Origin of the sequence: Cystobacter fuscus, from assembly GCF_044360685.1 — a bacterium.
In the GTDB taxonomy this organism is placed as follows: domain Bacteria; phylum Myxococcota; class Myxococcia; order Myxococcales; family Myxococcaceae; genus Cystobacter; species Cystobacter fuscus_C.
Map to the genome: position 1 here is coordinate 2,434,459 of NZ_CP043491.1, position 12,880 is coordinate 2,447,338.

General features: G+C 68.3%; 10 protein-coding genes and 1 pseudogene. 8 read left to right on the top strand and 3 right to left on the bottom strand.

Annotation, left to right across the window (positions count from 1 at the left end; genetic code table 11):
- Positions 1-83 precede the first annotated feature (83 nt).
- Positions 84-311 carry a transposase gene (locus F0U63_RS10085; protein ID WP_395845679.1) on the bottom strand — a complete coding sequence of 76 codons (228 nt, stop codon included), beginning with the start codon at positions 309-311 and terminating at the stop codon, positions 84-86.
- A 519-nt stretch (positions 312-830) separates the two neighbouring features.
- Here F0U63_RS10085 and F0U63_RS10090 point away from each other — a divergent pair.
- Together F0U63_RS10090 and F0U63_RS10095 are read left to right on the top strand one after the other, a co-directional pair.
- A pseudogene (locus tag F0U63_RS10090) lies at positions 831-983 on the top strand (transposase); the annotation flags it as partial.
- Positions 984-1,050: 67 nt separating this feature from the next.
- A complete protein-coding gene (locus F0U63_RS10095) occupies positions 1,051-1,467 on the top strand; it encodes a hypothetical protein (protein WP_395848559.1) in 417 nt (138 codons plus the stop codon).
- Positions 1,468-2,307: 840 nt separating this feature from the next.
- Here F0U63_RS10095 and F0U63_RS10100 read toward each other — a convergent pair.
- Positions 2,308-2,679, bottom strand: coding sequence for a hypothetical protein (locus tag F0U63_RS10100; protein WP_395845680.1), 372 nt, complete (start codon positions 2,677-2,679; stop codon positions 2,308-2,310).
- A gap of 81 nt (positions 2,680-2,760) precedes the next feature.
- Here F0U63_RS10100 and F0U63_RS10105 point away from each other — a divergent pair, with 81 nt between their 5' ends.
- The 6 genes from F0U63_RS10105 (at position 2,761) to F0U63_RS10130 (ending at position 10,542) form a co-directional block, all read left to right on the top strand.
- A complete protein-coding gene (locus F0U63_RS10105) occupies positions 2,761-2,928 on the top strand; it encodes a hypothetical protein (RefSeq protein WP_395845681.1) in 168 nt (55 codons plus the stop codon).
- A gap of 212 nt (positions 2,929-3,140) precedes the next feature.
- Positions 3,141-3,509, top strand: a complete 369-nt coding sequence (locus F0U63_RS10110; protein ID WP_395845682.1) for a hypothetical protein — start codon at positions 3,141-3,143, stop codon at positions 3,507-3,509.
- Positions 3,506-6,001 (top strand): Hsp70 family protein, encoded by a 2,496-nt coding sequence (locus tag F0U63_RS10115; RefSeq protein WP_395845683.1) that lies wholly within the window; start codon positions 3,506-3,508, stop codon positions 5,999-6,001. The genes F0U63_RS10110 and F0U63_RS10115 overlap by 4 nt, the downstream gene beginning before the upstream one ends.
- Positions 6,002-6,004: 3 nt before the next feature.
- Complete coding sequence (locus F0U63_RS10120) at positions 6,005-7,381, top strand: ATP-binding protein (protein WP_395845684.1); 1,377 nt, start codon at positions 6,005-6,007, stop codon at positions 7,379-7,381.
- A 3-nt stretch (positions 7,382-7,384) separates the two neighbouring features.
- On the top strand, positions 7,385-9,007 hold the full coding sequence (locus F0U63_RS10125; RefSeq protein WP_395845685.1) for a hypothetical protein: 1,623 nt from the start codon (positions 7,385-7,387) through the stop codon (positions 9,005-9,007).
- A gap of 422 nt (positions 9,008-9,429) precedes the next feature.
- Complete coding sequence (locus F0U63_RS10130; protein ID WP_395845686.1) at positions 9,430-10,542, top strand: serine/threonine protein kinase; 1,113 nt, start codon at positions 9,430-9,432, stop codon at positions 10,540-10,542.
- Positions 10,543-10,670: 128 nt separating this feature from the next.
- Here F0U63_RS10130 and F0U63_RS10135 read toward each other — a convergent pair whose 3' ends face one another.
- Positions 10,671-12,752, bottom strand: coding sequence for an ATP-binding protein (locus tag F0U63_RS10135; RefSeq protein ID WP_395845687.1), 2,082 nt, complete (start codon positions 12,750-12,752; stop codon positions 10,671-10,673).
- Between the last annotated feature and the right edge of the window lie 128 nt (positions 12,753-12,880).

Genomic DNA, 12,880 nt, shown 5'->3' on the forward strand with positions numbered 1-12,880 from the left:
CGTAAGCATCCGCTCGAGCCCAGGGAGACGGCCCCAGAGGAGGGAGGCAAGGTGGGCGAGAGATGGACGACGCGTCGACAAGCCTATCGCTGCTGAGCCTGCTGCTGGGCCCACGACTCGGGGAGGAGCTCCGCGAGGCGGGAGGCGGGGAAGAGAGTGCCCCCGAGCTTGGGCAGGACGTCGCGGAAGTAGGCGTTGCGGCCCAGGACAATGAGACGGATGAGGCGCTCCACCTCCCCATTGTCCAAGGGCAGGCGTCCCTCCTCGAGGAAGCGGCCCAGGGGGACGTAGCGGTTGGAGCGCGTAGGCAATGGCCTTGCCCAGGGGCGTCTTGGCGGGCACGTGGGGGGTCCACTGCGTGAGCAAGCCGAAGAGTTCCTCGTAGACGGGACGGCTGTGCACCCCTGCAACACTATGCCCTTGCCCACCGGCTGGCTGGCCGCTCCACACCCTGGACAGCGCCCAGGCCGCACCGCCTCCACGCTCGGCGGGGCCTTGTGCCACCTGTCCACTCCCATCTGGCTGCGCACCAGTTGCCGCCGTGCTGCTGTCTGCTTCTCCATCGCGTCGAGACGGAGCCCGGGGCCCCGGCTCATGCCTGACCCTGTCTGTCTTCCCCTCCCTCACCGGGCCTTCGGGGCCGGCTCCATGCCGTTTCTGCTCCGCCCTCCTCTCCTCCTCCTACCTCGCTCGTCAGGCACTGACCCGGACCTGCTGGGTGATGGAGCGCCCCACGACACACACCCCCTTCCCATCATCTAGCCAGTCCGATTTCGGGCTGTTTTCCCCTATCCAGCCTGCGCGGTAACACCACCTCTCCACGCGTTGAAGTGGGCTGTTGGATGCACGCGCGCCGGGGCTTCGAGCGCGCTCATGTGGCCGGAGACGCTCGCGGCGGCACGGTGCTCGCGCTCGTGCGGAAGCTGTACGCCGTGGAGCGCCAGGCCCAGGAGGCACAGCTCTCCCCCGAGGCTCGCCTGGGCTTGCGCCGGGCATGGCACGCGCAGTCGGCAGGTGCGAGGCCCCGCGAGCCCCGGACAGCAGGCGCAAGTGCGAGAGGTACAGGTGCGGCGCTACCGCTGCCGGGTGTGCGGGGGCACATGCACGGTGGTGCCCTGGGAGGTGACGTGGCGGCGGCTGTACTCGGTGGCGGCCATGGCGTGGGCCCTGGCGCTCTGGGGGCTGGTGGGGTTGGGGATGGAAGCAGTGCGCCGCCTGGTCAACCCCTGGGGGCACACCGGCGCGAGTGAAGCCGGGCGCTGGCGCACGCCGATGCGTTGGCTGCGCGCCGTGCACCAGGGGCAGCTGCTCGCCCAGGTGCACGCCCGGCGCCCTTGGCCGCCGCACTGGCGCTCGCGCCAGGTGGCCGCCCACGTGGCCAGTGTCGTGGCTGGCTACGCCCCGCCCGCCGCTCCCTCTCCGCCGCTCAACGTGCTGGCCTTCCTGGGCGCCGCGCGCGCTCAGTGAGGGCCTCTCCTCAAGCCCACGGCCCGACAGCTTCACCCACCCCACAAGTCCCCTTCCCGCTGCGCTCCCGGCCGGGCACGCTGGAGGTGTTCCCTGCCCCCAGGCCCTGACGGCCCCGGGGCCGTCAGGGCCTCCCCGGAGGCAGCACATGCAGTCGACACTCAGCACCTGGAGTCTGACGCGCGCTCCGCGTTCCGCGGCTGCTGCCTGCCTTCTGACTGGCGGGGGCGTCTGAGAGCACCAGCCGGTGCCTCGGCTTGAACGCTACACCCAGGGCGTATAGGAGGGATGGGGGCGGTGTTGAGGGAGAGGGCTGGAGCCGAGGGGTCGAGGAGGGCTGCGGACGGGTGCCACGAGGGCTGTGCGCCGGGCCGGTGGAGACGCGGTGCAGCCCCATGGGGCACACGCCGGCCCAGAGGCCTTCCCAGGGGAAGGCAGCAGGGGCGTGGGCGTCTTTGGCACCGTGACGGCTCGAGGCTCAACACCACGCGTGCTGGGGTGGCCCCTGCGCTGCGGCCAGCGCAAGCAGGCCGCGTGGGCAGTGACAGGTGCTCCAGAATGGGGCGTACTGCGTTGGGTGCCGTCAGGTACGCCAACACCCGGCGCCTGCCTCCACACCCGTCACAGGTGAAGACATCCAAGGCGAACGTTCTGCGCAGCAGCTTCGCGAGAGTCCACTCCCGGCATCCGCTTCTTCTTCGGCTCCTTCCTGACCCCACCTGCCCCTCCCCAGCCACACCTCGCCAGGGCACACGCTAGCGCCGGGCCAGGGCCTGAGCCAGTCGTGGTGCTCCGGCGGGTCGCACCAGCTCTTCCGCTGGAACTGAGCCCCTCTCGCCCTCAGGGCGCGACGCTCCGCCCCAGGCGCTCGAGGACCTGCGTGACCCGCGCGGTCCTCGAGCCGTGGACGGGGAGAACTTCCACTCCCAGCTCAAAGGGGTCGTCGAGCAGCATCCACGCCAGCTTCTCGTCCACCTCCGCCCTCAGCCTGGGCTCTTCGTGGGCGGGGAGCTGGATGCGATCGCGCTCCTCGATGGGCACGAAGACCACGAGGTCCAGGGTCTGAAGGGTGGCACGCACCCGGGCAAGCCACTCCTCTTCGAGCAGGTGGTACGGCTCGTCGACGACCCGATACTCCGTGAGCCGTTCCCCCAGCTCTTCAAGGAGCGTCGACTTTCCCACCCAGTGCGTGCCCGTCACTGCGATGCGCATGCGTGTTCGTACCGCAGATCTATGGAGACACGGCTCCTGTCCTTCCCATGCTCCGCGGAGGTTCACGGCCGGCGGCTTCACGTGCGCATCCGTCACCTGCGCGTGTGGGAGCTGGCGAAGCTGACCGAGGCCCTGGTGCCCACGTTGAAGGCTCCCAAGCCGGCGGTGGAAGCGCCTCAGCCGGTGGTGGAGGCGCCCCAGCCTTCCCCAACGGGGGTAAAGGTGCAGCTGGCCCGGGTTTTCTCGTGAGGTGACATCAAGGACTTCAACGGAGGGCTCGCCCGATGCACGAACTCCCTGATTTTCCTAGGATTCTTCATCCCTTCCCGTGAGGACACCCCCTCACCGCCTCGGCGCCGGCCAGTGAGTGTTCTCTTTCTCCCGAATGACTCATGATGCGGAGGGCTCATGCTGTAAGAGCGCTCGCAGAGAGAGGCTGCGGGCAACACCAGGGGAGGCACATGCACAGTACGGGGGGGGAAGGTCCCGAGCGACAGTCGCTCATTGACATCGCGGTGGAGTCCTGGCGCTTCGCGCGCCTCTTCGCCCGAGTCGTCTCGAAGCTCGATGCGGGGGAGCAGGGCCGCTACGAGAGCCAGTTACGCTGGTACCTCAAGAAGTTGGAGGAGAACCTCCAGTCCGCGGGCCTGCGCGTCGTCAACATCGAAGGCCAGCCGTTCGATCCAGGCATCGCCGCCACCGCGATCAATGCGGCCGACTTTGGTCCCGAGGACACCCTCTACATCGACCAGATGCTGGAGCCCATCATCATGAGCCCCGCGGGCCTGCTCCGCTCCGGAACCGTTCTGCTTCGCAAGGTGCAGTCATGAAAAGCTTCGTCGGTATCGATCTGGGAACCACCAACAGCGCCATCTGCTCATTCGACGGGGACTCGCTTCGCCTGTGGAAGAGCCCCGAGCAGACGGATGTCACGCCGTCCGTCATCTACATCGACAAGCGAGGCAACAAGCACGTCGGCCAGAAGGCGTACAACTCCGCGCCGCAGAGTCCCGACAACGCGGCCATGCTCTTCAAGCGGCTGATGGGCACCAGCACTCCCGTGCACCTCAAGGCCGTCAACCTCACGCTCACTCCCGAGGAGTGCTCGGCCGAGGTGCTCAAGGTGCTCTTCGGCTACCTGCCCGAGGAGGTGCGCAACCACGCGGACACCGGCACCGTCATCACCGTGCCCGCGGCGTTCAACCAGATGCAGAAGGATGCCACCCTGCAGGCCGCGGAGATGGCGGGCATCGGCAAGGTGGCCCTCATGCAGGAGCCCGTCGCGGCCATCATGGCCGTGATGCGCGCTCGCAAGAGCGATGGCGTCTTCGTCGTCTATGACCTGGGCGGCGGCACGCTGGACATCGCCGTGGCCGAGAGCATCGCGGGCCGCGTCAACTTGCTGGCCCACGGTGGCATCGCCATGTGTGGCGGACGGGACTTCGACCGGCTGCTGGTGGACGAGGTGGTGAAGCCCTGGCTGCTGCAGCACTTCAATCTGGCGCCCGGCTTCGCCAGTGACTCGAAGTACCTGGCCTTCATGCGCGCCGCGGCCTGGGCCGCCGAGAAGGCCAAGATCGAGCTCTCCGCGCGCACCGAGGCGAAGATCGCCCTGGATGAAGTCACCGCGCGCGCCAGGGACCAGTCCGACAACGAGCTCTACCTGGACATCCCGCTGCAGCGCGAGGTGTTCGACAAGCTCATCGAGGCGCGGGTGCTGAGCTCCATCCAGGCCGCGCGCGAGGCGCTGCAGAAGGCGGGGCTGACCCCGAAGGACGTGGAGCGCATCGTCTTCGTGGGAGGCCCCACCCACTACAAGCCGCTGAGGGACAAGGTGATGGGCGAGCTCGGCATCACCGGCAGCACGGAGGTCAATCCCATGACGGCGGTGACCGAGGGCGCCGCGCTCTTTGCCGAGTCCATCGACTGGAACTCCGCCAGCCGGGGCCGCAAGAGCTCGCGCGGCTCCGTCTCCGCCAGCGGGCCCATGCAGGTCACCATCCACTACGTGGCCCGGACGCCCGACGTGAAGGCCAAGGTGGCCCTCAAGCTCGCCTCGGCAGTCCTGCCCGGCACCGCCTTTCAGGTGGACTGCCTCGAGTCCGGCTGGAGCTCCGGGCGCCTGCCCCTCAAGGATGGCGCCTCCGTGGACGTGCCGCTGGCCAAGAGCGGAGACAATGCCTTCAAGGTCTTCGTCTTCGATCCCAGCGGTGGGCCCATCAAGCTGGAGCAGAATCGCATCGTCATCACCCGGGCCGCCGCCACCGTGGATGCCATCCCCGCCTCCCACTCCGTGGGCATCGAGACGTTGGAGCGCATCGGCGGCCGGGCCACGCTCGACTGGCTGGTGCGCGCCGGGGACTCGCTGCCCAAGCGCGGCAAGCGCATCTACAAGGCCGCCGAGTCCCTGCGGGCCGGCTCCACGGGCTCGCTCAACTTCAAGCTGTGGGAGGGCGAGATCGAGGACCCCCTCTCCGACAACCGCTTCATCGGCATGCTGAAGCTCGCCGGCACGGACTTCGAGGAAGGGGTGATCGCCGCCGGCGCGGACCTCGTCTTCGAGTACGAAGTCTCCGACTCGGGCGCCGTCAGCTTCGAGGTCTCCGTCAGCTCGATTGGCGGGGCCTTCCAGTCCGGCCACAACTTCTACTCGCGCCAGGCCGGGCAGATTGACTTCAGCGCCGCCGCCACCCAGGTGGCCGAGGAGGGCCAGCGCACCCGGGGGCGCATCGAGGAGATCTCCACCAAGGTGCGGGATCCCCGGCTCGAGGAGGCGCGGCAGAAGGTGGAGAGCGCCGTCTCCATCCGGCCCGAGGAGCGGGATCCCGAGTCCACCAAGCAGGCGCTGGATGAGGTGCTGGAGGCGCGCCGCCTGCTGGCGCAGATCCGCAGGAACCACCTGAAGACCATCCGCCAGCTGGACCTGGACGAGGCCAGGGCCTTCCTCGAGCGGGCCCTCCGCAAGCACGCCCGGCCCTCCGAGGTGATCACCATCGAGGCCCTCTTCCGCACGGCCCAGCGCTCCATCGACAAGGACGAGAAGGACTTCGAGAGCCTGCTGTCGGACCTGCGCGGGCGCTTCTTCGAGGTGCTCTGGAGGCAGGACTGGTTCGTGGTGGAGCGCTTCAAGTACGCCGCCAGCACGCCGTACGCCTACGCGGACAAGGCGCGCTACAAGGCGCTCATGGTGGCCGGGAACCAGGCCATGCAGGCCGGCGACCTGGAGAAGCTGCGCGCGGTGGTGCAGGAGCTGGCCGGCATCCGGTTCGCCTCGGCTGGCGAGGAGCAGATGTTCGACGTGACCAACATCCTCAGGAGCTGAACAATGGTGCTGGATCCCTGGTTGCCGCTCGGCTTCGCGCTCCCGGACGGGCTGAACCTCCGCGCGTCGCTGGCCGAGGGGCAGGACTGGCAGCTCTACGAGACGGCCCCCGCGGGCCGGGTGCTGGTGGCTCGAGAGGAGCTGGCTCGCTCCTGGGTGGAGCGTGGGCTGCTGGAGCCCGTGGCCCTGTCCTCCATTCGCTTCGGCGAGGACTCCTTCATGGCGTTGACCAGCGAGACGCGGCACCTGCTGGCTCCCGTGGATGCGAGCCCCCGGCTGCGGGATGCCAGCGAGGCGCTGGCCTTCGCCGTCGCCTTGCGCGAGACGCGCCGGCGGGACGCCACCTCCAACCTGCAGGGCGCCGTCTATGTGGAGCGGTTCTCCCGGCTGCTGCCCGTGCTGTCGGCGGGTATCGGGATGCCGGATGACCTGGTGCTCGGCATGTGGCTGTCGGGCGGCGTGCGGGTGTCCGCTCAATCGCTGCGGCGGCTGTCCTCCCTCACCCGAGGCCTGGGGATGGACGAGCTCAAAGCCATCGTCGAGGCAGCGGGCCTGAGCGTCTCCAACACGGAACCGGCGGACTCGGGCTCCTCCAAGTCCCGGCGCTTCGAGCTGCCGGGCCGCGAGAAGCTGGAGGCCTTCTTCAGCGAGCACGTCATCGACATCATCGAGAACGCCAGCCGCTACAAGGCGCTGGGCATCGACTTCCCGGCGGCCATCGCCCTGCACGGGCCGCCCGGCTGCGGGAAGACGTTCGCGGTGAGCAAGCTGATTGATCACCTGGGCTGGCCCAGCTTCTCCATTGACTCCTCGTCCATTGGCAGCCCCTACATCCACGAGACGGGCCGGAAGATCGCCCGCGTCTTCGATGAGGCCCTGCGCTCCAGCCCCGCGGTCATCGTCATCGACGAGATGGATGCCTTCCTCTCGGACCGGCAGCTCTCGGGCAGCCAGGGACTGCACCACGTGGAGGAGGTGGCCGAGTTCCTCCGGCGCATCCCCGAGGCCATCGCCAACAACATTCTCGTCATCGGGATGACGAACCGGATCGAGACGATTGATCCGGCGCTGCTGCGCCGCGGACGGTTCGACCACGTCATCGCCGTGGACATGCCCACCGCACAGGAGGTACGGGGCCTGCTGATCAAGCTGCTCTCCCCGCTTCCTTGCGAGAAGGACATGGACATGACGCCGCTGGTGGAGGCCCTGACGGGCCGGCCGCTGTCGGATGCGGCCTTCGTGGTGCGCGAGGGCGCGAGGCTCACGGCCCGAGCCGGGCGGCAGATCGTGGACCGGGCAAGCCTCATCACGGCGCTGAACTCCCTGCCTCCTCGCGAGGGCGCAGGCAAGGAGAGCCGGAGGATTGGCTTTGGCAGGTGATGCATGAACCTCCTCGAGAATCCCTTCCACATCCTCGGGGCCTCCCCGCGAGATGATCGGCGGCGCATCGTGGAGCTGGCGGAGGAGCGCAGCTTGTCGGTGGATCCGGCCGTGTGCGCCCAGGCGCGAGCGGACCTGACGCACCCGCGCAACCGGCTCGTCGCCGAGGTGGCGTGGCTGCCGGGGCTGGAGCCGGTCCGTGTGGCCGAGCTCATGGAGCGCATTCAGCGCACGCCTTCAGAGCTCACCTGGGTGCCGGGGGAGCATGCCCTGGCCAAGGCCAACATGCTGGCCTCCGCCCTGAACGGGCTTGGAGGTGCGCGCACGAGTGACTCGCTCCACCTGGGCATCCTGGAGCTGGCGGCGCTGATGGACATGTTCCATGCCGAGAAGATCCGCGCGCTCATCAACACAGAGCGTGCCCTCTCTGGCTTTCCGGAGGTGCTCGAGACGAGCGCGGTGGAGGAGGCGCTGGCCGAGCGGCGCAAGCACTACCGCACGGCCATCAAGAACGCGCTGGACGAGCTGCCCCCTCGAGCGTTGGTGGGGATCGTCACCCTGGTGGTGGTGCAGGGCACCTCGTTCGGCACCCTCAACGCCCCCGCCCTGATCGATGACCTGGTCAACACCTACGAAGTGGAGGCACAGCGCTTCCTGGACGCGGAGGCTCGCAACGTGGAGCTGCTCGTGGAGGCGGTGCGCCGAGGCCTGGAGCAGAAGCGCCCACTCCCGCGCATCAAGAGCCTGCTCTCCCGCCTCGAGGAGGTGGTGACCAACTGGGACGGGGTGGCGCAGCCCATCCAGCTCAGCGCGCTGAGCCGGGGGGTAGACCACGACCTGAGCCACCGGGTGGCGAGCCCGGTGCGCAGCCTCGCGGTGGATCTCTTTAACCAGCACGGGCTGATCGAGGAGTCCACGTACCTTACGAACCTCCTTCAGGTCGCCTTCCGGGAGGTGCCCCGGGTGGCCGAGGTAACGAAGACCGACGCTGAGGCCCTGGAGGAAATCACCCAGAAGCGGGACGCCGCCAAGCAGGAGTGGGAGCGCGACATCTCCTACGAGACCCAGGTGGGCATGCCCTTCCCTCAGCCCTTCAAGATGTCGAGCGCGGGCATCGAATGGAATGGGATCCGCTGGCCGCTGGAGTCCATCACCCGCGTCCGGTGGGGGGGCGTGACCAATGGGGCGACGGGCGAGAGCACGTTCACCATCGCCTTCGGAAACGAGGCCTCCTTCGCCACGATTGTCACCGACAACCATGTGCTCTCTTCGGCCATCACGAAGAAGCTGTGGCGCGCGGTCGGCAACCGGCTGCTCCTCGAGCTGATCACCGCGCTGGGGCAGGGAAAGCGGCTCTCATTCGGAGACGCCATCGTGGAGGACCACGGCATCGAGTTCACCCGTCATCAGTACGAGGGGGATCGCACGCGCGTTCGGGGAGCCTGGGGCCAGATCCACGTCGAGTCCTCCAATGGCAACCTGTTGCTTCGACACAAGCAGGACTACTCGGCCTATGCCGTGCTGCCCTACCTGTCGGTGGACAACACCCAGGTTCTTGATATCGCCATCCGCAATCTGCTCGAGACGAAGTTCCCGGTCCTCATGTCGGACCTGCTGAACGATTGACGCCATGCAGAATGATCCGAGTGCACCCAACGCCCCGCCTTCCAAGGGCTTCGCCAGCCTCCTCTCGTTGGTCTCCGATGTGAGCCAGGACCTGGCGGCCCTCGAGCAGGCCGCCGCTGAGCCTCCGCCGCCGGCGCCACCTCCGCGGCCCGAGCCCGTGCGCATCGCCCCCGCGCCAGTGCCAGTCGGTCCTTACGTCGCCGTAGCGCCCCTCCCCGGAATGTACCCCGTTGGGGCACAAACCCCGGCGGTCCCCCGTTACGACGCGGTGGCTTCCAGGGCCGCGGCTCGCACGCCTGTGGCGGCTCCCGCTCCGAAGCCTGCGAAGGAGGATGGCTCGATGGGGTCGACCTTCTGGATCTGGATGCTCATCCTGGCGGCCCTCGGAGCTGTCCCGTGCATCCTGGTAAGCCAGCGGAGTCATGAAGCGGATCCGGCACAGCCACCATCTGCGCCGTCCAGGCAGCGCCCGGAGAATGGCGGTCCTCTTCCCACGTTCAAGCAACGGAACTGACGCCTACCGCCTCCGGGTGCCGGCCGTGCTGCAGGGCTGGGAGGAGTTGGAATACGCTCGACGCATGGCGATTCCTCCACGACGCGAGCCCATCCCCTGCGGCAAATTTCTCCTGTTTGAGCGCATCGCCATCGGAAGCACGAGCGAGGTGTGGCGAGGGGGCATCCGGATGAAGGACGGGCAGGAGCGGCCCGTGGCCCTCAAGCTCCTGCTGCCGAACCTGGTGGGCGATGAAGATGCCGTCGGCATGTTCATCGACGAGGCGAAGGTCCAGATCCAGCTCTCGCACACCAACATCGTCCAGCTCTACGAACTTGGGTTAATTGGCGACCGGTACTTCATGGCCCTGGAATACATCGCTGGCCAGCCCCTGCGCGCTCTCTTCGAGCGATTCGCGAAGCTGGGCGAGAGCACGCCCCTGCCCGTGGTCTGCCACTGCATCGCTCAGCTGTGCGATGGGTTGGAGTTCGCCCACCACAAGCAGGATGCCCAAGGGCGAGAGCTGAACATCGTCCACCGTGGGCTCTCTCTCGAGGAGGTGCTCATCTCGTATGAGGGCCACGTCAAGGTCATCGACTTCGGGCTCGTCAAGTCCGCCTGGAGCGCCACGAAGACCTCGCCGGGGATCCTCAAGGGGAAGTTTGGCTACACCAGCCCGGAGCTGCTCCGCGGGCTGCCCTTGGACCGACGCTCGGATGTGTACTCCACGGGAGTGTGTCTCTACGAGCTGCTCACCGGCCGGCGGCTCTTCGACAGCAACGACCACTTCGACGTGCGGCAGCAGATGGAGACGTCTCCGATGAGGCCTCCCTCCCAATACAACCCGCAGGTGCCTCCGGAACTGGATGCCATCGTGCTCAGGGCGCTGGCTGCCGAGCGCAGTCAGCGCTATCCATCCGCTGGAGCGCTGGGCAATGAGCTGCGGCTGTTCCTGAGCCAGAGCGGCATCCACTTCAGCCGCGAGAAGCTGGCGCGCTACATGAGCTCGATCTTCGCAGGGGCCATCCAGCGACAGGCCTAGCAGGCCCCCTGGCGGACGGAAACTCGGCCCCCGGCAATGGTCGTCCATCGCGCGAAGCAACACGTGCCCAGGGTTCGCGCGTTGATGAGCTGGAGCAGGGGGGGACGCCACCGGCCGCGAGCGTGGCGTCAGCGGCCCCCGGCTGCCACCGGTAGGCGCAGCGTGAACCGCGCCCCGGCGCCGAGCTCGCTCTCCACATCGAGCGTCCCGCCGTGGCGCTCGGCAATCTGCCGGCTGATATGCAAGCCGAGGCCGAGCCCGGTGATGCTCCGGCTGGCCACGGCCCGTTCGAAGCGCTGGAAGATGCGCTGCAGATCTCCTGGCGCAATCCCAGGGCCCTGGTCGCTGACCGAGAGCTCCACCCGGTCTCCGCGCCGGCCCACGTCGATGCGCACGGGCTTGCCCTCGCCGTACTTCAGGGCGTTGGCGAGCAGGTTGTCGAGCACCTGCGCCAGCCGGGCCCTGTCCCCGTGGACCCAGGCCTCCTCGGAGACCTCCACCGTGAGGGCGACGCCTGCGGCCCGGAAGACTTCGCCCGCCTGATGCGCCGTCTCGGTCACCAGCTCGCGGACTGACAGGGGCGCCATGTCCATGGTCAGCATCCCGGTGGCAAGCCGTGACACGTCGAGCATGTCGTCGATGAGCCGCTCCACGCGCCGCAGCTGGCGAGCGGCCACCCCGAGGCGGGTGTTCAACGCCTCGGTGGGGAGCCCCGCCGAGGCCGGCTTCTGCAACGAGCGGCCTGCCAGCTCGAGCTGAAGCTTCAGCGAGGTGAGCGGCGTCTTGAGCTCGTGGGAGCAGATGCTGAGGAACTCGTCGCGAGCGGAGATCGCCTCGGTGGCCCGCTCATAGAGCCGCGAGTTCTCCACGGCCTGCGCGGCCTTCCCGGCCAGCTGCTTCGCGTAGGAGAAGTCCCGCTCCGTGTAGCTGCGCCGGGAGGTGGCGAGGAGCAGGGACAGGACCCCGAGCACCCTGCCGCGCGCCACGATCGGCACGCAGATCATCGAGTGCACCTCCGCCTCGAGGATGACCTGGGCGTGCTCGTCACTGAGGGCGATCTGCCCGAGCTTCTCGCGCTCGAGGACCGGGATGAGCAGGGGCCTCGCCTCGAAGAGCGCCCGGGCCGGAGGGTTCTCCGGACGGTCCCTGCGGATGGCGAAGCGGGCGACCTTCGCCTTGACGGGCTCGTGCCGCGGGTCCGCGATGACGACCTCCGCACGGCGGACCGAGCCGTCGTCCTCCAGCAGGTCGACGAGGCACCAGTCTCCAAGCGTGGGCACCGCGAGCCGTGCCAGCGCGGAGAGCGTCTCGCGAGGGTCCAGCGACGAGGCCAGGACGTCTCCTGCGTCGGAGATGAACCGGCGCATCTCCTCCTCCCGCCGCTGCTCCCGGATGTCGCGCACGATGGCGACGTACCCGAAAATATCTCCGTCGGCCGAGCGCACCACCGAGGACAGGGTGCTCGTGAGGATGAGCTCACCGCTGCGGTGGCGGTAGCTCACCTCGCGAGCCTCCGCTCCAGGCGCGTGCTCCGGCTCCGCCCCCTCGGCCTCGAGGATGGACGCGGGCCGTCCGATGAGCTCAGCCGGCGCATAGCCGAAGAGCGCGTTCGCCGCCGGGTTCACGAGCACGATGATGCGCTCGGGCGACGTCATGATGACCGGCTCCGGGAGGTGCTGGTAGACGGCCTCGAACTCCGCGCTCTTGCGGAGGATGAGCTCCTGCGCCTCTCGCCGCTCGGTGACGTCCTCGTGGATGAGGACCAGTTGGCGGACTTCGCCGGCCGCGTCCTTCACGGGATAGAGGTTCCCCTCGACCCACCGCGCACGGCCTGCGAGCTGGGGCTCGGCCGCGTCGTAGCGGATGGCCGGGATGCGGCTGTTCTCGCCTCGCAGGGCCCAGTGGAAGCAGGGGAGGAGGCCGTGCTTCTCGAGCTGGGGGTCCGTCAGGACGTTGTAGTCGCGGAGGACGAAGTTCTCGACCACGTCCGGCGGGATGCGCCAGAGCTCGCGCCAGGCCGCGTTGACCTGCAGCGTCCGGCCCGAGACATCGATCAGCTGGATGCTCAGCGGCGCGTTCTCGAAGAGGGTGCGCAGGCGCTCCTGCGTCTCGGCGAGCAGCTGCCCCTGGCTTTGGACCTTCGCTTCGAGCAACGCGTTGAGCTGCTCGAGCTGAAGGACCGTCCGGCCACGGCCGGCGTCGTCATCCATGAAGGCAGTCTCGTCTGTTGTGGCGGTTTCTGGAAGCGAAGCATGGGGCTGCCGGCGGTGCTGGCACGGGCCGCTCGTCGCGCGGCCCCGGGAATAGAAGCCTGCTTGCTCTGATCAGGGGATTGGCA

What these genes read in the sequence shown, in the direction of transcription:
- F0U63_RS10100 (WP_395845680.1), bottom strand. Translation starts at nt 2,679, where the DNA reads ATGCGCATCGCAGTGACGGGCACGCACTGGGTGGGAAAGTCGACGCTC.
- F0U63_RS10110 (WP_395845682.1), top strand. Translation starts at nt 3,141, where the DNA reads ATGCACAGTACGGGGGGGGAAGGTCCCGAGCGACAGTCGCTCATTGAC.
- F0U63_RS10115 (WP_395845683.1), top strand. Translation starts at nt 3,506, where the DNA reads ATGAAAAGCTTCGTCGGTATCGATCTGGGAACCACCAACAGCGCCATC.
- F0U63_RS10120 (WP_395845684.1), top strand. Translation starts at nt 6,005, where the DNA reads ATGGTGCTGGATCCCTGGTTGCCGCTCGGCTTCGCGCTCCCGGACGGG.
- F0U63_RS10125 (WP_395845685.1), top strand. Translation starts at nt 7,385, where the DNA reads ATGAACCTCCTCGAGAATCCCTTCCACATCCTCGGGGCCTCCCCGCGA.
- F0U63_RS10130 (WP_395845686.1), top strand. Translation starts at nt 9,430, where the DNA reads ATGAAGCGGATCCGGCACAGCCACCATCTGCGCCGTCCAGGCAGCGCC.
- F0U63_RS10135 (WP_395845687.1), bottom strand. Translation starts at nt 12,752, where the DNA reads ATGGATGACGACGCCGGCCGTGGCCGGACGGTCCTTCAGCTCGAGCAG.